Origin of the sequence: Kitasatospora sp. YST-16, assembly GCF_026802215.1 — a bacterium.
GTDB classification, from domain to species: Bacteria; Actinomycetota; Actinomycetes; order Streptomycetales; family Streptomycetaceae; genus Kitasatospora; species Kitasatospora cineracea.
This window is the reverse complement of record NZ_CP113837.1, coordinates 2,536,326-2,559,004: the sequence shown is the minus strand read 5'-3', so window position 1 is coordinate 2,559,004 and position 22,679 is coordinate 2,536,326. Positions and strand designations below refer to the sequence as shown.

At 74.2% G+C, this 22,679-nt stretch carries 19 protein-coding genes; 10 read left to right on the top strand and 9 right to left on the bottom strand.

Annotated features, from left to right (window positions below; translation table 11 throughout):
* The first annotated feature begins 6 nt into the window (after positions 1-6).
* The gene (locus tag OU787_RS11510; RefSeq protein ID WP_268659273.1) at positions 7-1,200 is read left to right on the top strand and encodes a dipeptidase; all 1,194 of its coding nucleotides are present in this window, start codon (positions 7-9) and stop codon (positions 1,198-1,200) included.
* Positions 1,197-2,084: a MerR family transcriptional regulator gene (locus tag OU787_RS11505; protein WP_268659272.1), complete on the top strand. Its 888-nt coding sequence runs from the start codon at positions 1,197-1,199 to the stop codon at positions 2,082-2,084. Before OU787_RS11510 ends, OU787_RS11505 begins: the two co-directional genes overlap by 4 nt.
* Positions 2,085-2,131: 47 nt before the next feature.
* Here the strand turns inward: OU787_RS11505 and OU787_RS11500 are convergent, their stop codons facing one another.
* Together OU787_RS11500 and OU787_RS11495 are read right to left on the bottom strand one after the other, a co-directional pair.
* Positions 2,132-2,539: a CoA-binding protein gene (locus OU787_RS11500; RefSeq protein WP_030457243.1), complete on the bottom strand. Its 408-nt coding sequence runs from the start codon at positions 2,537-2,539 to the stop codon at positions 2,132-2,134.
* A 66-nt stretch (positions 2,540-2,605) separates the two neighbouring features.
* Positions 2,606-3,949 carry a UDP-glucose dehydrogenase family protein gene (locus OU787_RS11495; RefSeq protein WP_030457242.1) on the bottom strand — a complete coding sequence of 448 codons (1,344 nt, stop codon included), beginning with the start codon at positions 3,947-3,949 and terminating at the stop codon, positions 2,606-2,608.
* A 142-nt stretch (positions 3,950-4,091) separates the two neighbouring features.
* Between OU787_RS11495 and OU787_RS11490 the strand changes: the two genes are divergently transcribed.
* Positions 4,092-5,246 carry an LCP family protein gene (locus tag OU787_RS11490; RefSeq protein ID WP_268659271.1) on the top strand — a complete coding sequence of 385 codons (1,155 nt, stop codon included), beginning with the start codon at positions 4,092-4,094 and terminating at the stop codon, positions 5,244-5,246.
* Between the two features lie 99 nt (positions 5,247-5,345).
* Complete coding sequence (locus tag OU787_RS11485) at positions 5,346-6,509, top strand: acyl-CoA dehydrogenase family protein (RefSeq protein WP_268659270.1); 1,164 nt, start codon at positions 5,346-5,348, stop codon at positions 6,507-6,509.
* Positions 6,510-6,537: 28 nt separating this feature from the next.
* Here the strand turns inward: OU787_RS11485 and OU787_RS11480 are convergent, their stop codons facing one another.
* Together OU787_RS11480 and OU787_RS11475 are read right to left on the bottom strand one after the other, a co-directional pair.
* Entirely contained in the window at positions 6,538-7,008 is a 471-nt protein-coding gene (locus OU787_RS11480; RefSeq protein ID WP_051817280.1) for a serine O-acetyltransferase, read from the bottom strand.
* A 121-nt stretch (positions 7,009-7,129) separates the two neighbouring features.
* Entirely contained in the window at positions 7,130-8,089 is a 960-nt protein-coding gene (locus OU787_RS11475; protein WP_268659269.1) for an LCP family protein, read from the bottom strand.
* Positions 8,090-8,822: 733 nt separating this feature from the next.
* Here OU787_RS11475 and ssuE point away from each other — a divergent pair.
* From ssuE to OU787_RS11460, 3 genes are all read left to right on the top strand, one after another.
* The gene (gene ssuE / locus OU787_RS11470) at positions 8,823-9,377 is read left to right on the top strand and encodes an NADPH-dependent FMN reductase (RefSeq protein ID WP_030461931.1); all 555 of its coding nucleotides are present in this window, start codon (positions 8,823-8,825) and stop codon (positions 9,375-9,377) included.
* A 288-nt stretch (positions 9,378-9,665) separates the two neighbouring features.
* Positions 9,666-10,451 carry an ABC transporter ATP-binding protein gene (locus OU787_RS11465; protein WP_232795075.1) on the top strand — a complete coding sequence of 262 codons (786 nt, stop codon included), beginning with the start codon at positions 9,666-9,668 and terminating at the stop codon, positions 10,449-10,451.
* Positions 10,452-10,467: 16 nt separating this feature from the next.
* Positions 10,468-13,032, top strand: coding sequence for an ABC transporter permease (locus OU787_RS11460; protein WP_030461929.1), 2,565 nt, complete (start codon positions 10,468-10,470; stop codon positions 13,030-13,032).
* Positions 13,033-13,129: 97 nt separating this feature from the next.
* Here the strand turns inward: OU787_RS11460 and OU787_RS11455 are convergent, their stop codons facing one another.
* A complete protein-coding gene (locus tag OU787_RS11455) occupies positions 13,130-14,704 on the bottom strand; it encodes an LCP family protein (protein ID WP_268659268.1) in 1,575 nt (524 codons plus the stop codon).
* Positions 14,705-14,808: 104 nt separating this feature from the next.
* Here OU787_RS11455 and OU787_RS11450 point away from each other — a divergent pair, with 104 nt between their 5' ends.
* Both OU787_RS11450 and OU787_RS11445 read left to right on the top strand, forming a co-directional pair.
* Positions 14,809-15,849 carry a glycosyltransferase family 2 protein gene (locus OU787_RS11450; RefSeq protein WP_268659267.1) on the top strand — a complete coding sequence of 347 codons (1,041 nt, stop codon included), beginning with the start codon at positions 14,809-14,811 and terminating at the stop codon, positions 15,847-15,849.
* A 65-nt stretch (positions 15,850-15,914) separates the two neighbouring features.
* Entirely contained in the window at positions 15,915-16,520 is a 606-nt protein-coding gene (locus tag OU787_RS11445) for an acyltransferase (protein ID WP_268659266.1), read from the top strand.
* 18 nt (positions 16,521-16,538) lie between these two features.
* On the opposite strand, the gene OU787_RS11440 is transcribed toward OU787_RS11445, so the two are convergent.
* Together OU787_RS11440 and OU787_RS11435 are read right to left on the bottom strand one after the other, a co-directional pair.
* Positions 16,539-18,269, bottom strand: coding sequence for an LCP family protein (locus OU787_RS11440; RefSeq protein ID WP_268659265.1), 1,731 nt, complete (start codon positions 18,267-18,269; stop codon positions 16,539-16,541).
* A gap of 182 nt (positions 18,270-18,451) precedes the next feature.
* Positions 18,452-19,240: a TIGR03089 family protein gene (locus OU787_RS11435; RefSeq protein ID WP_030461924.1), complete on the bottom strand. Its 789-nt coding sequence runs from the start codon at positions 19,238-19,240 to the stop codon at positions 18,452-18,454.
* Between the two features lie 136 nt (positions 19,241-19,376).
* Between OU787_RS11435 and OU787_RS11430 the strand changes: the two genes are divergently transcribed.
* Positions 19,377-20,291: a DNA-3-methyladenine glycosylase family protein gene (locus OU787_RS11430; RefSeq protein ID WP_268659264.1), complete on the top strand. Its 915-nt coding sequence runs from the start codon at positions 19,377-19,379 to the stop codon at positions 20,289-20,291.
* Between the two features lie 101 nt (positions 20,292-20,392).
* Here OU787_RS11430 and OU787_RS11425 read toward each other — a convergent pair whose 3' ends face one another.
* Positions 20,393-21,697, bottom strand: a complete 1,305-nt coding sequence (locus OU787_RS11425; RefSeq protein WP_268659263.1) for a coenzyme F420-0:L-glutamate ligase — start codon at positions 21,695-21,697, stop codon at positions 20,393-20,395.
* A complete protein-coding gene (cofD, locus tag OU787_RS11420; protein ID WP_030461921.1) occupies positions 21,694-22,665 on the bottom strand; it encodes a 2-phospho-L-lactate transferase in 972 nt (323 codons plus the stop codon). The genes OU787_RS11425 and cofD overlap by 4 nt, the downstream gene beginning before the upstream one ends.
* Between the last annotated feature and the right edge of the window lie 14 nt (positions 22,666-22,679).

Sequence of the window (22,679 nt, the reverse complement as noted above, 5' to 3'; positions counted from 1 at the left end):
GGGGGGATGACCCCCGAACTGCTCGACCGCGCCCGGGCCGTCCTGCGCACCACGCCGGTGGTGGACGGCCACAACGACCTGCCCTGGGCGATGCGCGCCCAGGCCGGGTACGACCTCGACGCCGTGGACCTGACGGCGGACCAGAGCCACCGGCTGCACACCGACCTCGGCCGCCTGCGGGCGGGCGGGGTCGGTGCGCAGTTCTGGTCGGTGTACGTGCCGGCCGAACTGGCGGGGGACGACGCGGTCAGCGCGACGCTCGAACAGATCGACTTCGTCCGGGCGATGGCCGCCCGCCACCCCGACCACCTGCGGCTCGCGCTGACCGCCGACGAGGTGGAGGCCGCCCGCGCCGAGGGCCGGATCGCCTCGCTGATGGGCGCCGAGGGCGGACACTCCATCAACTCCTCGCTGGCCACCCTGCGGGCGCTGTACGAGCTGGGCGTGCGCTACCTGACGCTCACCCACAACTCCAACGTGCCGTGGGCGGACTCCGCCACCGACGAGCCCGTGCACGGCGGGCTGACCGCGTTCGGCGAGGAGGTGGTGCGGGAGATGAACCGGCTCGGCATGCTGGTCGACCTCTCGCACGTCTCCGCCGACACCATGCGCGACGCGCTGCGGGTCTCCGAGGCCCCGGTGGTCTTCTCGCACTCCTCGGCCCGCGCCGTCTGCGACCACCCGCGCAACGTCCCCGACGACGTGCTGGCGGGGCTGCCCGCCAACGGCGGCGTGGTGATGGCCACCTTCGTGCCCAAGTTCGTGCTGCCCGCCGCCATCGAGTGGACGCTCGCCGCCGACGCCAACATGCGGGCCAAGGGCCTGCACCCGCTGGAGACCACCCCCGAGGCGATGGCCGTGCAGCGCGCCTACGAGGCCGAGCACCCCCGCCCGGTCGCCACCGCCGCCACCGTCGCCGACCACCTCGACCACCTGCGCGAGGTGGCCGGCGTCGACCACATCGGCCTCGGCGGCGACTACGACGGCACCGCGTTCACCCCGGCCGGCCTGGAGGACGTCGCCGGCTACCCGGTGCTGGTCGCCGAACTGCTGCGCCGCGGCTGGTCCGAGGCCGACCTGGCCAAGCTGACCTGGCACAACGCGGTGCGGGCGCTGCGCGGCGCCGAGACGGTCGCCACCCGGCTGCGGGCCGAGCGCCGCCCCTCGATCGCCACCCTGGCCCGGCTGGACGGCGCGTGAACCACCGCCTTGACCTCGCCCCTGGGGCAGGGGGCAGCGTTGCCGGTGCGGAGGAGGAACGGCTGCTCACCACCGGTGAGTTCGCCCGCCGCGGCCTGCTGTCGCCGAAGGCGCTGCGGCTGTACGACCGGCAGGGACTGCTGCCGCCGGACCGGATCGACCCGGACAGCGGCTACCGGTACTACCGGCCGGAGCGGCTGGCCACCGCGCGGCTGATCGTCCGGCTGCGCGGCCTGGACATGCCGCTGGCCACGGTCGCCGAGGTGCTCGCCCTGCCGGGCCCCGCGGCGGCCGAGCGGGTCGCCGCGTACTGGGCCGCCGTCGAACGGCGGACCGCCTCGCAGCGGACGCTGGCCGACCACCTCCGCGTCCAACTCAGCGGACTCGAAGGGATCGACGAGATGTACCGGATCGAACAGCGCGACGTGCCCGAGCAGTTGGTGCTCACCGAACAGCGCCGGGCCAGGCCGGAGGAGCTGGACCGCTTCATCCCGGAGGCCACCGCGCGGCTGGCGGCGGTGGCCGAGGCCCACGGCGGGGTGGCGGCCGCCCCGTTCGTGGTCTACCACGGGGACGTCAACGAGGACGCCGACGGCCCGGTGGAGGTCTGCGTCCCGGTCGACCCGGCCCGCGCCGCGGGCCTGACCGCCGCGCACCGCACCGAGCCCGCGCACCGGGAGGCGTACACCACGGTCACCAAGGCGCAGGTGGAGTACCCGCAGATCCTCAGCGCGTACGACGCCGTCTGCGCGTGGATGGAACGGGCCGGCACCCCGCGCACCGGCGCCGGCCGGGAGGTCTACTTCGCGGACTGGGCGACCGCCGGGCCGGCCGACGAGGTCTGCGACATCGCCTTCCCGATCGGCGCGCCGACCGGCGGCTGACCGGCGGGGCCGGGCCACCGGCCGACGGCCGGAGCGCCGGGCCGCCGCTACAGCAGCGGCAGTTCGATCGCCGGGCAGCGGTCCATCACCATGTCGAGGCCGGCCGCGCGGGTGCGCGCGCAGGCCGCCTCGTCGATGACCCCGAGCTGGAACCAGACCGCCTTCGCACCCACCGCCACCGCCTGGTCGGCGACCGGCCCGGCCAGCTCGGAGTTGACGAACACGTCCACCACGTCGACCGGGAACGGGATCTCGGCGAGCGAGGCGTAGCCCGGCTCGCCGAGCACCGTTTCGGCCTTCGGGTGCACCGGCACGATCCGCTTCCCGGCCCGCTGCAGCACCCGGGCCACGCCGTACGCGGCGCGCGCGGTGTTGTTCGACAGGCCGACCACGGCCCAGGTGTCGCCGGAGGAGGTGAGGACCTTCCGGACGGTGGCGTCGTCTGTGTGGCTCATGCCGGGGAGAACGGACGGCCGGGCCCGGTCATTCCGGGCCCGGCCGTCGCGCGTGCGCGGGGCGGGTCACTCCGCGGAGGGGCGGCCCATCGCGCGGTAGGTCCAGCCGGCGGCCCGCCAGGCGTCGCCGTTCAGCACGTTGCGGCCGTCCACGAGGTGGCGCTCGGCGACCACCGCGCCGACCTCGGCCGGGTCGAGCTCGCGGAACTCCTGCCACTCCGTCAGGTGCAGCACCACGTGGGCGCCCTCGGCGGCGTCCAGCGGGGAGGCGGCGTAGGACAGGCCGGGGAACATCTTGCGGGCGTTGTCCATCGCCTTCGGGTCGTAGACGGTGACCTGGGCGCCCTGCAGCTGGATCTGCCCGGCCACGTTCAGCGCGGGCGAGTCCCGGATGTCGTCCGAGTTCGGCTTGAAGGCCGCGCCCAGCACCGCGACCCGGCGGCCCAGGAAGCTGCCGCCGCACTGCTCGCGGGCCAGCTCCACCATCCGGGAGCGGCGCCGCATGTTGATCGAGTCGACCTCGCGCAGGAAGGTCAGCGCCTGGTCCGCGCCCAGCTCGCCGGCCCGGGCCATGAACGCCCGGATGTCCTTGGGCAGGCAGCCGCCGCCGAAGCCCAGGCCCGCGTTCAGGAACTTGCCGCCGATCCGGGCGTCGTACGACAGCGCCTTGGACAGCTGCACCACGTCGGCGCCGGCGCTCTCGCAGACCTCGGCCATCGCGTTGATGAAGGAGATCTTGGTGGCCAGGAAGGAGTTGGCGGCGGCCTTGACCAGCTCGGCGGTCGGGAAGTCGGTCACCACGAACGGCACGCCGTCCGCGATCGGCCCCGCGTACACCTCGCGCAGCACCTGCTCGGCGTGCTCGCTGCGCACGCCGACCACCAGCCGGTCCGGGTGCAGGGTGTCGCCGACGGCGAAGCCCTCGCGCAGGAACTCCGGGTTCCAGGCCAGTTCGGCCTGCGCCCCGACCGGGGCCAGCTCGGCCAGCCGGGCGGCCAGCCGGTTCGCCGAGCCCACCGGCACCGTCGACTTGCCGACGACCAGGGCGGGCCGCTCCAGCAGCGGGGCCAGCGAGTCCAGCGCGGAGTCCACGTAGCTCATGTCGGCCGCGAACTCGCCCTTGCGCTGCGGGGTGTTGACGCAGATGAAGTGGACGTCGCCGAAGGCCGCGACCTCCTCCCAGGAGTCGGTGAAGCGCAGCCGCCCGCTGGACCCCTCGTGGCCCGCCACGTGCTTGAGGAGCAGCTCCGACAGTCCGGGTTCGTACATCGGCACCCGGCCGGCGGCCAGCGCGGTCAGCCGGTCCCGGTCGATGTCGAGACCGAGGACCTCGAACCCGAGCTCCGCCATGCACGCGGCATGCGTCGCGCCCAGGTAGCCGGTGCCGATCACCGTGATGCGGGGAGCCACGCGCGTTCCCTTTCGATCCGGGCCGTACCGGGAGTGAGCGACGGCCGCAGCCATTGATGGTAGCCGCCCCGCCGAGTGCCGGGGATGAGCCGGTTTCACGGTTTTCGTTCGAAGACCTGTACGGAAGGTTCACAATGCCGCCATGACTTCCAAGGGGCGGCACGACGAACCGGACGAGGACCCCGGCCCGCTGAGCATCTTCGACCGCGACGAGGACGACGAACCCGATCCCGCCGACCCCGACGGGGACGCGCCGGAACCCGCCCCGCGCCGGCGCCGGGGCCGGCGGCTGCTGGCGTGGACGCTGGCCGTGCTGCTGGTGCTGGCGGGCGGGGCGTTCGGCGGGCTGCTCTGGGCGGCCGACCACTACGCCTCCTCGGTGCGGCGGATCCCGGACGCCTTCCCGACGCTGCCGGCCTCCGAGCAGCCGTCGGCCGTCCCGCACAGCGGCCAGACCTTCCTGCTGGTCGGCCTGGACGCCCGTTCCGACGAGCCGACCACCGGCAGGGACGCCAAGGCCCCGGCCTGGCAGGCGGGCGCCCAGCGCAGCGACACCATGATGCTGATGCACATCTCGGCCGACCGGAAGTCGGTCGCGCTGGTCTCCATCCCGCGCGACACCTGGGTGCCGGTTCCGGGCCACGGTCAAGCGAAGATCAACGCCGCCTACTCCTGGGGCGGCCCCGCGCTGACCGTCCGAACCGTCCAGGACCTCACCGGGATCAGGATCGACCACCTCGCGGTGATCGACTGGAACGGCTTCCGGGCCCTCACCGACGCGGTCGGCGGCGTGGACATCACCATCCCGCGCACCATCGAGGCCAAGGGCGACGCCCGCGAGTGGCTGGCCGGCACCCACCACATGGACGGCGCCGAGGCGCTGCTCTACGTCCGCGAGCGGCACGGCCTGCCGGGCGGCGACCTCGACCGCACCAAGCGCCAGCAGAACTTCCTGCGCGCCCTGATGCTCAGGACCATGAGCTCCGGCACCCTCGCCAGCCCGTCCAAGCTCACCGGCCTGCTCGGCACCATCGGCGACGTCGCCAGCGTCGACGACCGGCTCAGCAACACCGACCTCTACGACCTGGCCTGGAGCCTGCGCGACATCCGCCCCGACGGCGTGCACTTCATGAACGCCCCCTTCGGCGGCTTCGACACCGTCGACGGCCAGGCGGTGGTGCTGATGGACGACGGCGCCGCGAGCGTGCTGTGGACCGCCATGCGCACCGACCGGATGGACGACTACCTCGCCGAGCACCGCACCAGCGCCGACATCCTCGGCCGGGACGTCAGCTGAACCCGGGCCCGCCCTGTTGCCCCGGTCACCTGCCGCCGGGGCGCCCCCGACCCTAGGATGTCCACTACTTAACGGTAATTAACGTGAGGGGCGAGCAACATGGCGGGCAACTCCGGGGCGGACTTCGACCTCTACCGGCTCGGCGAGGAGCACGAGATGCTCCGGGAGTCGGTGCGTTCGCTGGCGGAGGCGAAGATCGCTCCGTTCGCGGCGGCGGTGGACGAGGAGGGGCGTTTCCCGCAGGAGGCGTTGGACGCGTTGCGGGCGGCGGATCTGCATGCGGTGCACGTGCCGGAGGAGTTCGGTGGTGCGGGGGCGGACGCGTTGGCGACGGTGCTGGTGATCGAGGAGGTGGCGCGGGTGTGTGCGTCGTCGTCGTTGATCCCGGCGGTGAACAAGCTGGGGTCGCTGCCGGTGCAGTTGGCGGGGTCGGAGGAGTTGAAGGCGAAGTACCTGGGGGCGCTGGCGCGGGGGGAGGGGATGTTCTCGTACTGCCTCTCGGAGCCGGAGGCGGGTTCGGACGCGGCGGGGATGCGGACGCGGGCGGTGCGCGACGGGGACTTCTGGGTCCTCAACGGGGTGAAGCGGTGGATCACCAACGCGGGTGTCTCGGAGTACTACACGGTGATGGCGGTGACGGATCCGGAGAAGCGTTCGAAGGGGATCTCGGCGTTCGTGGTGGAGAAGGGGGATGCGGGGGTCTCCTTCGGTGCGCCGGAGAAGAAGTTGGGGATCAAGGGTTCGCCGACGCGGGAGGTGTACTTCGACAACGTGCGGATCCCGGCGGAGCGGATGATCGGGGCGGAGGGCACCGGTTTCGCCACGGCGATGCGCACGCTGGACCACACCCGGGTCACCATCGCGGCGCAGGCGCTGGGTATCGCGCAGGGCGCGCTGGACTACGCGAAGGGGTACGTGAAGGAGCGCCGGCAGTTCGGGAAGGCGATCGCGGACTTCCAGGGTGTGCAGTTCATGCTGGCGGACATGGCGATGAAGTTGGAGGCCGCCCGGCAGTTGACGTATGCGGCGGCGGCGAAGTCGCAGCGTACGGACGGTGATCTGACGTTCTTCGGGGCGGCGGCGAAGTGCTTCGCCTCGGACGTGGCGATGGAGATCACGGTGGACGCGGTGCAGTTGCTGGGCGGGTACGGGTACACGCGGGACTATCCGGTGGAGCGGATGATGCGGGACGCGAAGATCACCCAGATCTACGAGGGCACCAACCAGGTCCAGCGCATCGTCATGGCCCGCAACCTGCCCTGACGGGCGGTCGGTTCGCGCCCCGGCCCGCTCACCCGCCGACCGGTTCGCGTCCCTGCTCGCTCACCCGCCGGCGCTCCCCGACCTTCCGGGCCGGGGCGCCGGCCCAGATCTCGCCGGGCCCGGTGGAGCGGGTGAGGACGGCGTTGGCGCCGACCACGGTGTCGGCGCCGACGGTCAGGGTGCCGCTCTTGCAGACGATCTTCGCGCCCGCGCAGACCACCACGCCGTCCTCCAGCACCACCCGCCGCATCGCGGACAGCTCCTGCGGGACCCACGGGTCGGCCCGGCCGATGGTGACGCCGTTGTACAGCGTGACGTTCGCGCCCAGCGTGGTGTACGGGTGCAGGACGGTGCCGAAGCCGCGGTGGAACACCACCAGGCCGGGGCCGATCTCGGCGGCGGCCGGCACCTCCATCCCGTAGAGGGCCAGGGCCTCCTGGACCAGGCGGCCGAACGGCCGGCTGCGGCGGCGGTAGATGAGGGCGGTCACCAGCGACATGGCGGACATTCTCCTGTCCGGCCCCCCGACCCGCCGTCAACGACGCGCCCCGCGGCGGCAGTTCGGATTCGCCGTACGAATTCCGAACGCCGCCGCGGGGCGCACCCCCCTCAGCGGGCGGTCACTTCACGTCGGGGACGGCGGTGTCGTTCTTCATCGCGTCGAAGACCGCCTTGGACTTCGCCGGGTCCCACTTGACCGCGGACTCGCCGGTGGGCGTGTGGTAGTCCGGGTTCCCGATCGGGACGGTGATGGTCTTGCCGTCGCCGCCGGTGACGCCCTTCATGGCGAGGAACATCGAGCCCAGGTCGGTCAGCCCGGCGTCGTCGTCGACGATCACGGTGTCCAGGCCGGCCGAGACCAGCGGGTAGAAGGTGAACGGGTTGAGCAGGGTGGTCGGCGAGGCGGCCTGCTTGGCCAGCGCGCCGAGGAACTTCTGCTGGTTGCGCATCCGGCCGAGGTCCTGGTCGGCCATCTGGTGGCGCTGCCGGACGAAGGCCAGCGCCTGCTTGCCGTTCAGGGTCTGGGTGCCGGCCTGCAGGTCGAGGCCGGAGTCCTTGTCCTTGACCGGCTGGTCGATGGTCATCTCGACGCCGCCGACGGCGTCCACCAGGCCGACGAAGCCGGCGAAGCCGATCTCGGCGTAGTGGTCGATCCGCAGGTCCATGTTGGTCTCGACGGTCTGCACCAGCAGCCGGCCGCCGCCCGCCGCGAAGGCCGCGTTGATCTTGTGGGTGGCGGCGGGGATGGTCTTGCCGCTGCCGGAGGTGTCCTGGTGCGCCGGGATCTGCACCCAGGAGTCGCGCGGGATCGACATCAGGGTGTTCCCGTTGTCGCCGATGTGCAGGATCATCATCGAGTCGCTGCGCTTGCCCTCGGCGGAACCGGTGTGCAGGTTCTGCTCGTCGGCGTCGGTCAGGCCGGCCCGGCTGTCCGAGCCGACGATCAGCCAGTTGGTGCCCTTGCCCGCGGCCGGGCGGCCCGGGTAGTCGGCCAGCACGTTCTCGTGGTGCAGCTTGCCGTCCGCCCAGAAGTAGGTGCCGACCATGGTGACCAGCAGGGCCAGCACCAGGCCGAGCACCGAGTAGCCGACGATCTTCTTGCGCGAGCGGCGCGGCCGGGCCCCCGGCCCGGCCCCGGGGCCGCCCCACCGGGCCGCTGCGGCTCGGACGGCTGCTGGCCGTGGGGCTGCCGACCGTACGGGGGCTGCCCGCCGCTGCCGCTGCCGCCGTACGGGGGCTGCCCGCCGCCGCCGTACGGGGGCTGCCCGCCGGGGTGCTGGCCCGGGCCGGGCGGGCGGCCCGTGGTCGGCCGGTCCTGCTGGGCGGGGCGGGAGAGCGGGACGCCCGTGCCGCGCGGATTCAGCTCCGGCGGCAGCGGCGGCTCGGCCGCCGGTCCGCCCTGGCCCCGCGCCGCGTCGCCCTGCCCGTATGCGCCGCCCCCCGGGCGCTCCTGCCACGTGTTCATGGGGGAAGGATGCCCGAACCGGGCGCCGCGCAGTGATCGCGGGGGCGCCGCGGGCCCCGTTGTGGCCGTTTTGATGCAGGGCGCGGACGGTTCCGGGGAGTGTTCACCAGGCGGGCACGGCCTTGACCCGCCGAAACCGGGCGTGTTTGCATGACGGCATGGAGCAGCTTCAGGTCCTCACCCGTCGGCGGCACGTCGACCACGGCCGGGTGTCCTGTTCGCTGTGTCGCGGCTGACGATGCCCGCCGCGCGCACTCACCCCAGGCGACCCGCGCCCTCGCCTCCCCTCTTCCTCCTCCCTTCCCCGGCCGCGCCCTGCCCGCGGCCGTACGCCCCGAGGTGACTCCATGGCCGTGATCCTGTCCGTCTCCGGCTCCCCGTCCGCGACCTCCCGCACCACCCGGCTGCTGCGCCACGTCGACCGCCGGCTCGCCGCCGACGGCCACCTGGTGCACCCGCTGGACGCCCGCGCGCTGCCCGCCGCCGCCCTGCTCGCCGCGGACACCTCGGACCCGGCGATAGCCCGGGCCGTCGAGCTGTTCGAGCAGGCCGACGGCGTGGTGATCGGCACCCCGGTCTACAAGGCCGCCTACTCGGGCCTGCTGAAGGCCCTGCTCGACCTGCTGCCGCAGTACGCGCTGCGCGGCAAGACGGTGCTGCCGCTGGCCACCGGCGGCTCCACCGCGCACGTGCTGGCGGTGGACTACGCGCTGCGGCCGGTGCTCAACGCGATGGGCGCCGGGCACGTCACCCAGGGCTGGTTCGTGCTGGACCGGCACGTCGGGGTGCGCGAGGACGGCGCCACCGAGTTGGAGCGCGAGACCGAGGTTCTGCTCACCCCGGTGGTGGACGCCTTCTCCGCCGCACTCGCGCCCCGCGCGGAACTCGCCACCACCGGCTGACCGTTCGTCAACCAGAGGGCTCCGACCGGGGCCCGGACCCTCAGACCGCGCCGCGGCAACCCCTAGGGGAGAGGGCCCGGGCCCCGGACGCATTCCCGGGACGGGGCTCAGCCCGGTGGAGGACGACCGGCCCCGACCGCCGCTCCTACCGTGGAGCCATCCCCCCCAGCCCCACCACGAAGGTGGTGCTGGCCCCACCCCGAAGACGGATGCCTGCTGGATTCCGCGACCGGTGCGGTGCCCGGAAGGCTGGGGGCCAACGGGTGGACCCACAGCGAGGAGCATTCAGTGACCACGGCAGCGAACGCCGCTCACCTCTCACACCTGCCGGAGCGCGGCACCGCCGCCGCCCAGGCCCGGCAGGTCACCAAGGCGTACGGCGCGGGGGAGACCCGGGTGACGGCGCTCGACGCGGTCGACGTGGACATCGAGCGCGGACGCTTCACCGCCATCATGGGCCCCTCCGGGTCCGGCAAGTCCACGCTGATGCACTGCCTGGCCGGGCTGGACGCCGTCTCCCAGGGCCGGATCTGGATCGGCGACACCGAGATCACCGGCCTGAAGGACAAGCAGTTGACCCGGCTCCGCCGGGACAAGATCGGCTTCATCTTCCAGGCGTTCAACCTGCTCTCCACGCTGAACGCGGTGGAGAACATCACGCTGCCGATGGACATCGCGGGCCGCAAGCCCGACCGCGCCTGGCTGGAGCAGGTGATCGACACCGTCGGCCTGTCCGGCCGGCTCAAGCACCGCCCCGGCCAGCTCTCCGGCGGCCAGCAGCAGCGCGTCGCGGTGGCCCGCGCGCTGGCCGCCCGCCCCGAGATCATCTTCGGCGACGAGCCCACCGGCAACCTCGACTCCCGCTCCGGCGCCGAGGTGCTCGGCTTCCTGCGCCGCTCGGTCGACGAACTCGGCCAGACCATCGTGATGGTGACGCACGACCCGGTGGCCGCCGGCCACGCGGACCGGGTGCTGTTCCTCGCCGACGGCCGGATCGTCGACGAGATGCACAACCCCACGGCCGACACCGTCCTGACCCGCATGCGCCGTTTCGACGGCAAGCGCACCAGCTGAGACGGGGCCGGAAGACATGCTGCTCAAGACCTCGCTGCGGAGCTTCTTCGCCCACAAGTGGCGCCTGGTGCTCTCCCTGCTCGCCGTGGTGCTCTCGGTCGCCTTCGTGGCCGGCACCCTGGTCTTCTACAACACCGCCACCAGCACCTTCGACAAGCTGTTCGCGGCCACCGCCTCCGACCTCTCGGTCGCCAAGGCCGAGGACGAGATGGCCCGGCGCGGCGGCCCCGCCGCGATCCCCACCATCCCGGCCGGCACCCCGGCGAAGCTCGCCGCCGAGCCCGGCGTCAAGGCCGCCCTCGGCCAGGTCATGGTCTCCACCGCCGTCCTGGTCGACCCGGCCACCAACAAGCTGGTCGGCCCGACCACCGGCGCCCCCACCCTGACCGGCAACTGGACGGACACCCCGCGCAACTCGGTCGACGTCACCTCCGGCCACGTCCCGCAGGGCGCCGACCAGATCGTGCTGGACGCCGACACCGCCAAGAAGTCCGGCCTCGGCCTGGGCGCCCGGCTGCGGGTCATCACCGACAGCGGCGACCACGACTTCACCATCTCCGGCATCGCCACCTTCCGCACCACCAACCCCGGCGCCGCCCTCGCCTTCCTGGACACCCCCACCGCCCAGCAGGTGCTGCTCGGCACCGAGGCGTACACCTCGGTCGAGGTGTTCGGCGACGGCAGCCGCAGCGACGAGCAGCTGAAGGCCGCCGCGCTGGCCGACCTCGGCAGCGGCTTCCAGGCCAAGACCGCCGCCGAGCAGCAGCAGGAGAACGCCGACGACGTCGGCTCCTTCCTCGACTTCATGAAGTACGCGATGCTCGGCTTCGCCGTCCTGGCGGCTGGCGTCGGCGGCTTCCTGATCGTCAACACCTTCTCCATGCTGGTCACCCAGCGGACCCGGGAGATCGGCCTGCTGCGCGCCATCGGCGGCAGCCGCTCCCAGGTCAACCGCTCGGTGCTGACCGAGGGCCTGATCCTCGGCGTGCTCGGCTCCACCCTCGGCATCGGCGCCGGCCTCGGCCTGGCGCTCGGCCTGATCCAGCTGATGAAGGCCGCCGGGATGAACCTGGACGCCACCTCGCTGGACGTCACCTGGACGGTGCCCGCCGTGTCGTACGCGGTCGGCGTGCTGGTGACGCTGTTCGCGGCGTTCGTGCCGGCCCGCCGGGCCTCCCGGATCACCCCGATGGCCGCGCTGCTCGACCACGCGGCCCCGCCCGAGCCCCGGGCCAACCGGATCCGGGTCGCAGTCGGCGCCCTGGTCACGGTGCTCGGCGCCGCCGCCCTGGTGCTGGCCGGCACCTCCACCGGCTCCACCGGCGGGATGCTGATCGGCCTCGGCGTGCTCGCCACCCTGGTCGGCGCCGTGGTGCTCGGCCCGCTGCTGGTCTCCGGCCTGCTCCGGCTGCTCGGCGGCGCGCTGCCCGCCCTGTTCGGCCCGGCCGGCCGCCTCGCCCAGCGGAACGTGATGCGCAACCCGCGGCGCACCGGCTCCACCGCCGCCGCCCTGATGATCGGCCTGGCCGTGGTGATCGGCGCCTCCGTGGTCACCTCCTCCATGGTCACCTCGGCCACCGCCCAGATCGACAAGTCCGTCGGCGCCGACTACATCGTGGCCGGCGGCCGCACCGGCCTCACCCCGGCCATGGCCGACGCGGTCGGGCACACCGCGGGCATCGACCACGTCACCCGGCAGAAGTCCGTCCCGGCGGACCTCACCACCCCCGACGGCACCCGCACCGAGACCGAACTGGTCGCCGCCGACCCGAGCTTCACCCGGGACTTCCGGCTGCCGCTCGCCGCCGGCACCGCCGAGGGCGTCTTCGCCGAACCCGGCGGCCTCTCGGTCGACCAGAAGTTCGCCGACGCGCACCACCTGAAGGTCGGCGACCCGATCGCCGTCGGCTACGACAAGGGCCGCACCCAGACCCTCAAGGTCGCCGCCGTCCTGAAGACCGGCAACCAGCTCTTCGACGGCAACTTCTTCACCGGCATCCCCACCGTCTCCGCCGCGCTCGGCGGCGAACTGCCCGCGGACTCCGCGGTGTTCGCCGGCGCCTCGGCCGGCGCCGACAAGGCCGAGGTGCTCGCCGCCCTGCAGAAGTCCCTGGAGGGCTACCCGCAGCTGACGGTCAAGGACCAGGCCGGCTACAAGGAGATGATCAAGTCCCAGGTCGACCAGCTGCTCTACATGGTCTACGGCCTGCTCGGCCTGACGATCGTGGTCGCCGTCCTCGGCGTGGTCAACACCCTGGCCCTGTCGGTGATCGAGCGGACCCGGGAGATCGGCCTGCTGCGCGCCATCGGCCTCTCCCGCCGCCAGCTGCGCCGGGTGGTCCGGCTCGAATCGGTGGTCATCGCCCTGTTCGGCGCCGTCCTCGGCACCGCGCTCGGCCTCTCCTGGGGCGTCACCGCCCGGTCCGTGCTGGCCGACCAGGGCCTGACCGCCCTGACGATCCCGACCGGCACCGTGGCCGTGGTCCTGGCCGGCTCCGTGCTCATCGGCCTGATCGCCGCCCTCGTCCCGGCCTTCCGGGCCGCCCGGATGAACGTGCTGGCCGCCATCGCCTCCGACTGACCCCGCCCCGACGGCGGGCCCGGCGGGCCCGGTGGGCCGGAAGCGTTCCGACGCTTCCGGCCCCGCCGCGTTCCCGGGGCCAGCCGCGTCCCCGGGGTCAGGACGGGCAGCCGATCTCGCTGCCGCTCTCCGCACCGGCCACCGCCGTCGGCGACGCCGCCGGGCCGGCCTTCTCGGGCGCCGCGGCCCGGGCGGCCGGAGCCGCCGAGGATGCCGCCGAGGACACAGCCGAGGACGCCGCCGGGTCCGCCGGGGCCCGGTACTCGCTGCCCGCGACCACCTGGAAGGTCGGGCCCAGGCCCGGCACCGGATCGAGCTCGGCGTCGGGCAGCGCGGCGGCCAGGGTCTTCACCGACTCGTCCCAGCGCGGGTCGTAGCGGATCACCGTCCGGGTGGCGGCCGACCCGTCGCCCAGGGCGTTGGACGGGGCGTTGGACGGCGTGCCGGTGGTGGCGAAGCCCGCCTTGCGCAGCTCGGCGTCGACCCGGAAGCCCAGCCCCTGGACGCCCGCCCCGTTGAGCACCTGCACCCGGACCTGCGCCGGAGGAATCGTTCCGGCAACGGGCGAGGCGCTCGGCCCGGCGGCAGCGGCAGCGGCGGCGGACGGCGCGGCGGCCGCGGCCCCGGTGAGCGGCCGCCCGGCCCGGACCGCCTCGAACAGCGCCGCCGCGCCCTTCTCGTCCCACAGCACGGTGGAGCCCCAGCCCGGCACCTGGTGGTCCACCTCGGACAGCGGCACCGTGGCGAAGTCCGCGTCCGAGGCCGACAGGTCCTTCAACCGGCCCGCGAAGTCCAGCAGTTCGGCGTTGCCCAGCCCCTTGTCGACCTTCACCGAGCGCAGCACGGTGTCCAGCACCCCGGTGAGCTTCGCCGGGTCGAGCAGGGTCCCGCCGGAGGCGGCCCGGCGCAGCAGCTGGGCCAGGAACTTCTGCTGCCGGTGCATCCGCCCCAGGTCCGAGGAGCCGTCCACGTGCCGGGCCCGGACGTAGCGCAGCGCCCCCGCCCCGTCCAGCCGGGTGGTGCCGGCCGGCAGGTCCAGGCCCGAGTAGTCGTCCTTGAGCGGCTTGGGCGTGCACACCTCGACGCCGCCCAGCGCGTCCACGGTGGAGACGAAGGCGAGGAAGTTCACCTCGACGTAGTGGTCGATCCGCAGCCCGGTGTTCTGCTCCACGGTGCGCACCGCCAGCGGCGCCCCGCCCATCCCGTACGCCGCGTTGATCTTGCCCTTGGCGGCGGCCACCTGCCGCCCGGTGGCGGGGTCCTGGTGCGCGGGGATGTCCACGTAGGAGTCGCGCGGGACGGAGACCACGGTGGCCCGGCCGCGGTCCGCGGACAGCTGCACGACCATCATGGTGTCGGTGCAGTGGCAGGACTCGCCGCCCGCGTGCAGCACGTCCTTGAGGGTGGACTCCGGGATGCCCGCGCGCTCGTCGGTGCCCACCACCAGGAAGGTCGACGCCCCGTCGTCGGCCGGCCGGTCGGGGCCGCCGCCGATCGCGTCCACCCGGTCGAGCGAGGCGCCGACGCCGTTCAGCACCGCCCACCCGCCGCACGAGGTGGCCAGCACCGCGAAGGAGAGCGTGCCCGCCGCCCAGCGCCCCCACCTCCGGCGGCCGGGCCGCCGCCTCCGGGCCGGTGCGGACAGGCGGGCGGGCGGGCGCTGGTGGGGCATCTTCCGCATGCTAGGCGGGCCGGCCCGACCCGCCCGGACGGCGCGCCGGACGGGGGAGGACCCCGTCTGACAAGCGCGGTCCGGCGCCGGTACGCTCGGGCACGATGAACACCAAGGCTGCTGAGGAGCTGCCGGCGGTCTCCGTGATCATGCCGGTGCTCAACGAGGAACGTCACCTGCGCACCGCCGTCCGCCGCATCCTGGAGCAGGAGTACGCCGGTGAGCTGGAGGTGGTGATCGCCCTGGGCCCGTCCGCGGACCGGACCGACGCGATCGCCGCCGAACTCGCCGCCGAGGACCCGCGGGTGCGCACCGTCCCCAATCCGACCGGCCGCACCCCGGCCGGCCTGAACGCGGCGATCCGGGCCAGCCGCCACCCCGTGGTGGTCCGGGTCGACGGCCACGGACTGCTGACGCCCGGTTACATCGCCACCGCCGTCCGCCTGCTCGACGAGATGGACGCCGCCAACGTCGGCGGCATCATGCACGCCGAGGGCGAGACCGACTGGGAGCACGCCGTCGCCGCCGCGATGACCTCGAAGATCGGCGTCGGCAACGCGGCCTTCCACACCGGCGGCCTGGCCGGCCCCGCCGAGACGGTCTACCTCGGGGTGTTCCGCCGCGAGGTGCTGGAGCAGCAGGGCGGCTACAACGAGGAGTTCGTCCGGGCCCAGGACTGGGAGCTCAACTACCGCATCCGCCAGGCCGGCGGCCTGGTCTGGTTCACCCCGCAGCTCCAGGTCACCTACCGGCCGCGGCCGAGCGTGCGCGCGCTGGCCAAGCAGTACAAGGACTACGGCCGTTGGCGCCGGGTGGTCACCCGCTACCACCGCGGCTCGGTCAACCTGCGCTACCTGGCCCCGCCGATCGCCCTGCTCGCCGTGCTGGCCGGCCTGGTGCTCGGCGCCGCGCTGCACCCGGCGTTCCTGGTCCTGCCGGCCGGCTACGCCGCGGCGATCGTCCTCGGCAGCCTGCGCAGCACCGGACTGTCGTCCAAGCAGCACCTGCTGCTCCCGCTGGCCCTCGGCACCATGCACATGAGCTGGGGCTTCGGCTTCCTCACCTCCCCGCGCCGGCTGGCCCGCACGGTGATCGCCTCCACCGCGCCCGCCCCGATCGACCCGAAGCCCACCCCCGCCCCCTGACGGGGCGTCGAGGACGGTCCCCGGAACCCCGGACGGGGGCCGTCCCCCCGCACTAGGCTCGCGCCATGACGAGCAGCGCCCCCCGGATCGAGGCCACCGCCGACGTCGACCCGCGCGCCACCATCGGCCCCGGCAGCACCGTCTGGCACCTCGCCCAGGTCCGCGAGGACGCCGAGATCGGCGCCGAGTGCATCATCGGCCGCGGCGCGTACGTCGGCCCCGGCGTGAAGCTCGGCGACCGCGTCAAACTGCAGAACCACGCCCTGGTGTACGAGCCGGCGGTGCTGGAGGACGGCGTCTTCGTCGGCCCCGCCGCCGTCCTCACCAACGACCTCTACCCGCGCTCGGTCGACCCCGACGGCCGGCTCAAGCGCGGCGAGGACTGGCAGGCCCGCGGCGTCACGCTGCGCGAGGGCTGCTCCGTCGGCGGCCGGGCGGTCCTGGTGGCCGGCGTCACCGTGGGCCGCTGGGCGCTGATCGCGGCCGGCGCCGTGGTCCACCGGGACGTCCCCGACCACGCGTTGGTGGCGGGCGTCCCGGCCCGCCGGATCAAGTGGGTCGGCCGGGCCGGCGAGCCGCTCACCCCCACCGCCCCCGGCCGCTGGCGCTGCCCGCGCACCGGCGAGACCTACACCGAGACGGCCCCGGAGACGCTGGTCCTGGACGCCTGAGAGCCGGGCCCCGAGCCGCTACTTCGCCTTCGCCGCACAGACGTTGGTGTCGTCGGCCTGCACCCGCTGGATGTCCTTGGGCGCCTCGGTCGGCGGCGCCGTCGCCGCGCCGCCGCCCGCCCCGGTGAAGTCCTTGCCGAGCACGACGACCACGCCGTCCTTCGCGCCGAGCCGGCTGCCGGGCTGCACCGCCGTCGCGGGCAGGCCGAGGGCCGCGGCGACGGCCTGCGCCTCGTCCTCGTGCCCGGCCGGGTAGGTGACCGCGCTGGTCGCCGCCGCGTCCGCGTTGTTGCCCGCGACGGCCAGCGCGAAGCCCTTGCCCTGGAGGGCGGTGGCGGCCTTGCCGGCCTGGCCGGAGGCGCCGCTGCCGTTGCGGACGGTGACCTTGACGCCGGCCGCGTCGACCTGGGGCGCGGCGGGCGCGGAGGAGGCCGGAGCGGAGGGCGCGGCCGGGGCGGTCTCCTGCTGCGGGACGTCGGTCAGCGAGCGGTCCGCGGCGATCATGGCGAACAGCTGCTGGGCGTCGTTCGGCTTGAGGGCCAGCCGGTTGTTGTCCACCGGGTCGTCGATCACCGGCACCGTGGTGAAGGTGATGTTCTTGGTGTCGATCCGGGAGATGTCGAGCGCCAGGTCCTTCAGCTTGTTGACGCTGCCGATCCCGTCGTCGACGGTCAGCGCCTTGGTGGCGGCGTCGGCCAGGTCCCACAGCTTGCCGGGGTTGGTCAGGGTGTCGCTGCTCTTCATCTTGCGGATCATCGAGGAGATGAACTGCTGCTGCAGCGGGATCCGGGTCAGGTCGCCGCCGAGGCCCACCGCGTGCCGGGTGCGGACGAAGGCCAGCGCCTCCTCGCCCTGCACCACGTGCCGGCCCGCGGTCATCTTCAGGTGCGAGTACGGGTCGTTGATGTCGGTCGAGGCGCACACCTCGACACCGCCCACGGCGGTCGAAAGGGTCTTCACCGCTTCGAAGTTGACCATCATGAAGTGGTTGATCCGGACGCCGGTCAGCTTCTCGACGGTCTTCCAGGTGCAGCCGGGGTCGCGGCCGTCCTGGCCCAGGCTGGTGTTGAACATCGCCCGGGCCTCGCCGGGGATGTTCTTGTCGCCGGCCTTGCAGTCCGGGACGGGCACCATCAGGTCGCGCGGGATGGACAGCACCGTCGCGTTGGAGCGGTCCTTGGAGATGTGGAACAGCAGCGTGGTGTCCGCGTGCCCGGCCGAGCCCTCGTCGCCGTACTCGCGGCCGAGGCCGACCCGGCTGTCGGTGCCGATCACCAGGATGTTCAGCGCGTCGGTCGCCTGCGGGCGCTCCGACTCCTCGCCGACCTCGACCTTCACCGAGGAGATGTTGTTGTTGAAGTGCTGGTAGACGTAGTACGCGCCGCCGCAGCCCGCGACCAGCACCAGGCCCAGCGAACCCGCGGTCCACTTCAGCACCCGCCGCCCGCGCGAGGAGCGGCCCTTGCGCCGCGCAGCCCGTCCGCCGGGCACCGCCGTCGCGCCCCGGCCCCGTCGACCGCCGTTGCCCGCCGCCGCTGCGGAGTCCGCCGCCGGAGTCCGCCGGGCGCCCTGCGGGCGCGGCGCGGCACTGCGGGAACGCGCGGCGGGAGCGGCCGGAGCGGGACGGCCCGCGTCCAGGTCGAGCCGGAACTCGCCGGTCTCCGGATCGAGCACCCACTGGTCGGCGGGGTCGACGCCCGGCGTGGTCGAGTCCGCCGAGTCGCCCCGGTTCCGGTGTCCGCTGTTCATCCCGGACACCCTAGACGAGCCTGACCGCGAAACCGTCCGCGATGTGATACCCGTCACCCGACGAAACGGCGGAAAACGGCGGCGGCGCGCCCCGTCCGGCCGGTTCCGCCGGACGGGAGCGCGCCGTCGCCGCACTCCACTGCCATCGCCCCAGGACTACCCGCCCCGGCGGGCCGGGCCCGTCACCCGAGACGCAGAGTCACCCGTTCGGAGTCGATCCGGCTCTGCCACTGATCCTCCGTCAACTGCCCGGAGTTGCGGCACAGGACGACCGACGCGCCCGCCGCCAGCGGCGCCAGCAGGCCCGCCTCCAGGCCCGTCCAGTCGTCGAAGGACAGCGTCGAGAGAACGCGGCTCCCGCTGTCCAGGCCCAGCCGGGCGGCGCCCTCCCGGGCCAGCGCCACGGCCTGCTCGCCGGTCAGCTTCAGCGGCAGCCCGTCCACCACCGTCTCCAGCGCCACCGCCTGCGGGTCCACCGGCGAGTACGGGGCGAACCGGTCGCCCTGCCCGGGCACCTCCGCCGCGTAGTCCAGGAACCCGTCCGGCCGCTGCGGGAACCGGCCGCCCAGCGGGCGCAGCGCCAGCGCCACCCGCTCGCCCGGGCACTCCTGCGCGGCCGCCAGCCCGTCCGGTCCGGAGACCACCAGCTCGGTGTCCTTCGGCTCGCCCTGCGGCACCGCCACCACGCCCACCGACCAGCAGGCCAGCAGCCACACGGCGCTCTGCCAGTGGGCCGGCAGCAGCAGCGCCGCCCGGTCGTCCGGCGAGGCGTTCAACTCGTCCTGCAGCAGGTTGGCCGTCTTGGCCACCCAGTTGTCGAACGTCTTCGCCGACAACTCCACCCGTTCCCCGGTCGAGTCGTCGTAGAAGGTCACCAACGGGCGGGACGGGTCGGCAGCGGACCCCGGGCGCAGGAAGGCCTGCAGCAGCTCGGCGGGGGTACGGGCGTCGGCAGCGAAAGGCGCAGTCATGGTGCACCCCAGCCTACGTCCTGCCCCCCGCCGGACGGGAGGGTGCCCGGCCCGTCGGAGGGCCGCGTCGCGTTACGCTCGCCCCTGCCCGCACCCGGCCCCCGCGGCCCCCGCCCCGAACCCCGAGGACGTACCGATGCCCGCCCAGACCCGGCAGTGGCGGCCCGGCTACCCCCTCGACCTCGGCCGCACCCTCTTCCCGCTCCAGCGCGGCAGCGGCGACCCGGCCTTCCGCCGCACCCCCGACGGCGCGGTCTGGCGCACCTCCCGCACCCCGGACGGCCCCGGCACCCTGCGCATCCTCCAGCGCACCGGCGAGATCGACGCCACCGGCTGGGGGCCCGGCGGCGGCTGGCTGCTCGAACGGCTCCCCGCGCTGCTCGGCGCCGAGGACGACCCGGCCGGGCTCGCGCTCCCGCCCGGACCGCTGCGCGAGGCCCAACGCTCCTGCCCCGGGCTCCGGTTGACCCGCACCGGCCTGGTGATGGAGTCCCTCGTCCCGGCGATCCTGGAGCAGAAGGTCACCACCATGGAGGCCTACCGCGCCTGGCGCACCCTGCTGCACGACCACGGCACCCCGGCCCCCGGCCCCGCCGCCGACCTCGGCATGCGGACCGCCCCCTCCGCCCGCGACTGGACCCTCGTCCCCAGCTGGGCCTGGCACCGGGCCGGCGTCGACCCCAAGCGCTCCGCGACCGTGCTGCGCGCCGTCCGCCTCGCCTCCCGCCTCGAACAGGCCGCGGCGATGCCCCCCGCGGAGGCCTTCGCCCGCCTCACCGCCGTCCCCGGCGTCGGCCCGTGGACCGCCGCCGAGACCCTGCAGCGCAGCAACGGCGACGCCGACGCGGTCTCCGTCGGCGACTTCCACCTCCCCAACACCGTCGGCTGGGCCCTGGCCGGCCGGCCCCGCAGCGACGACGCCCAGATGCTCGCCCTCCTGGAGCCCTACCGCCCGCACCGCCACCGCCTCTGCCGCCTGCTCCCCCTCACCGGAGCCCGCCCCCCGAAGTACGGCCCCCGCCTCACCCCCAACGACCACCGCGGACGGTAGCGATCAAGGGGCCCGGGGAACGGCGGGTCGATGCCGCTGCCGGTCGGAGCCCGTCGGAAGGCCCGTGCTGCTGAGGGCCTTTCACCGGCAGCGCCCCGATCTCACCGCACCGTCAAGAACGCCTCCGCCGACCGCTCCTGACGCTCCCGCGGCTCCTCCGCCGCCCGCCCCACCGCGACCGCCCCCATCGGGTCCCACCCCGCCGGAAGCCCGAGCGCCTCCCGGACGGTGTCGCGGCAGAACATCGTCGACGACACCCACGCCGAGCCGTAGCCCTCGCCGGCCAGGGTGACCAGCAGGTTCTGCACGGCGGCTCCGACCGCCACCACGAACATCTCCCGCTCGGCCGCGGCCCGCCGCCCGTCGGGGTAGTCGTGGGAGCCGTCCATCACCAGGCACGGGACGATCAAGTACGGTGCGCCGCGCAGCACTTCGCCGCGGGCGGTGCGCCGGGCGATCCGCTCCTCGCTCCAGCCGTCGAGCTCCCGCAGGTCCCGCTGCCAGGCGCCGAGCATGGCGTCCAGCAGCGCGGTGCGGGCCTGCGCGGTCTCCAGCAGGACGAACCGCCAGGGCGTGGTGTGGTGCGGGGCGGGCGCGGTGACCGCGGCGGCCACGGCCCGCCGCACCGCGCCGCCGTCGACCGGCTCGTCGGTGAAGGCGCGCACCGTGCGCCGCAGGGTGACCGCCTCGCGGACGGCCTCCGAGGTGCCGAGGCGGAACATGTCCTGCCCGGCGGAGCGGACGAGCCGGCGCGCGCCCTCCCCGTCCTCCTCGGTGACCAGCCCGGCCAGGCCGCGGACGACCGCCACCGGGGTGCCGGTGGCCTTGCCCTTGACCAGGTCGGCGGCGGCGGCGAGTTCGTCGGCGGTGGCGGTGACGGTGAGCCGCAGCTCGTTGCCGTGGCTGTCGACCCGGCCGCGGTGGTCCTCCAGCACGGGCAGTCCGGCGGCGCCGATGGCGACGTCGGTGAGCCCGCTGCGCCAGGGCCGGCCGAAGGTGTCGGTGATCAGCACGGCCAGCCGACGCCCGGTCAACTCCTGCAGCCGGGAGCGCAGTTGCCGGGCCGAGGCGTCGGGGTCGACCGGCAGCAGCAGGATCGTCCCGGGCGGGGTGTTGGAGGCGTCGACGCCGGCCGCGGCCATCACCAGGCCGTTGCGGTTCTCGACGATCCGGGACCGGCCGCGGCGGGCCACCACCCGGACGGTCTCGGCGTCGATCGCGGCCTCCCGGTCGTCGGCGCGCACCAGCCGCCCCTCGGCCTTGGAGACCACCTTGGAGGTGACCACCACGACGTCGCCGTCCGCGAAGTCGCCCGCCTTGGCGATCAGTTCGGCGAGGTCGTCGCCGGCCGCGACCTCCGGCAGCCCGCGCACCGGCAGGACGTGCAGCCCCGCGCTCCCGCTCACGCGGCGACCTCCGCGGCCAGCGCCAGCGCGGCGCGCGCCATCTCGGCGGTGGCCTCGACGGAGCTCATCAGCAGCGGGACGGCCCGGCAGGCGATCCCGGCGGTGGCCACCTCGTCGACCGCGGCGGCGTCGGCGGTGTCCACCAGCCAGCCGTCCAGCAGCCCGCCGTCGCGGCGCGCGCCGTAGTGCCGGGCGACGGCCGCCGCGGTGGTCTCCACGCCGACGGCGGCCAGCACCTTGTCGGCCATGCCGCGCACGGGGGCGCCGCCGACGATGGGGGAGAGGCCGACCACCGGGGCGCTCGCGGCGGCGACCGCCTCCCGGATGCCGGGCACGGCCAGGATGGTGCCGATCGAGACCACCGGGTTGGACGGCGGCAGCAGGACCAGGTCGGCCTCGGCGATCGCCTCCAGCACGCCGGGCGCGGGCTTCGCGTCCTCGGCGCCGACCGCGACGATCGCCTCGGCCTCGACGGCGGCGTGCAGCCGCACCCAGTACTCCTGGAAGTGCACCACCCGCGGCCCGTCCGCGTCGGTGATCCGGACGTGCGTCTCGACCCGGTCGTCGCTCATCGGCAGCAGCCGCACGCCGGGCTGCCAGCGGTCGCACAGCGCCTCGGTGACGGCGGACAGCGGGTACCCGGCGGCGAGCATCCGGGTGCGGACGATGTGGGTGGCGAAGTCCCGGTCGCCGAGCCCGAACCACTCGGGCCCGACGCCGTAGGCCTTCAGCTCCTCCTTGATCGACCAGGTCTCGCCGGCCCGGCCCCAGCCCTGCTCCTCGTGGATGCCGCCGCCGAGGGTGTACATCACGGTGTCCAGGTCGGGACAGACCTTCAGGCCGTGGAGGTGGATGTCGTCCCCGGTGTTCCCGATCACGGTGATCCGGTCCTCGGGGGTGAGGGCCGCCCGCAGTCCGCGCAGGAACCTGGCCCCGCCGATCCCGCCCGCCAACGCAGTGATTCGCATGGCTTCATCCTGCC

Coding starts and splice junctions, on each gene's coding strand:
- OU787_RS11460 (WP_030461929.1), top strand. CDS start 10,468: ATGCTGCTCAAGACCTCGCTGCGGAGCTTCTTCGCCCACAAGTGGCGC.
- OU787_RS11440 (WP_268659265.1), bottom strand. CDS start 18,269: ATGAACAGCGGACACCGGAACCGGGGCGACTCGGCGGACTCGACCACG.
- OU787_RS11430 (WP_268659264.1), top strand. CDS start 19,377: ATGCCCGCCCAGACCCGGCAGTGGCGGCCCGGCTACCCCCTCGACCTC.
- cofD (WP_030461921.1), bottom strand. CDS start 22,665: ATGCGAATCACTGCGTTGGCGGGCGGGATCGGCGGGGCCAGGTTCCTG.
- ssuE (WP_030461931.1), top strand. CDS start 8,823: ATGGCCGTGATCCTGTCCGTCTCCGGCTCCCCGTCCGCGACCTCCCGC.
- OU787_RS11500 (WP_030457243.1), bottom strand. CDS start 2,539: ATGAGCCACACAGACGACGCCACCGTCCGGAAGGTCCTCACCTCCTCC.
- OU787_RS11485 (WP_268659270.1), top strand. CDS start 5,346: ATGGCGGGCAACTCCGGGGCGGACTTCGACCTCTACCGGCTCGGCGAG.
- OU787_RS11435 (WP_030461924.1), bottom strand. CDS start 19,240: ATGACTGCGCCTTTCGCTGCCGACGCCCGTACCCCCGCCGAGCTGCTG.
- OU787_RS11510 (WP_268659273.1), top strand. CDS start 7: ATGACCCCCGAACTGCTCGACCGCGCCCGGGCCGTCCTGCGCACCACG.
- OU787_RS11480 (WP_051817280.1), bottom strand. CDS start 7,008: ATGTCGCTGGTGACCGCCCTCATCTACCGCCGCCGCAGCCGGCCGTTC.
- OU787_RS11455 (WP_268659268.1), bottom strand. CDS start 14,704: ATGCCCCACCAGCGCCCGCCCGCCCGCCTGTCCGCACCGGCCCGGAGG.
- OU787_RS11490 (WP_268659271.1), top strand. CDS start 4,092: ATGACTTCCAAGGGGCGGCACGACGAACCGGACGAGGACCCCGGCCCG.
- OU787_RS11450 (WP_268659267.1), top strand. CDS start 14,809: ATGAACACCAAGGCTGCTGAGGAGCTGCCGGCGGTCTCCGTGATCATG.
- OU787_RS11445 (WP_268659266.1), top strand. CDS start 15,915: ATGACGAGCAGCGCCCCCCGGATCGAGGCCACCGCCGACGTCGACCCG.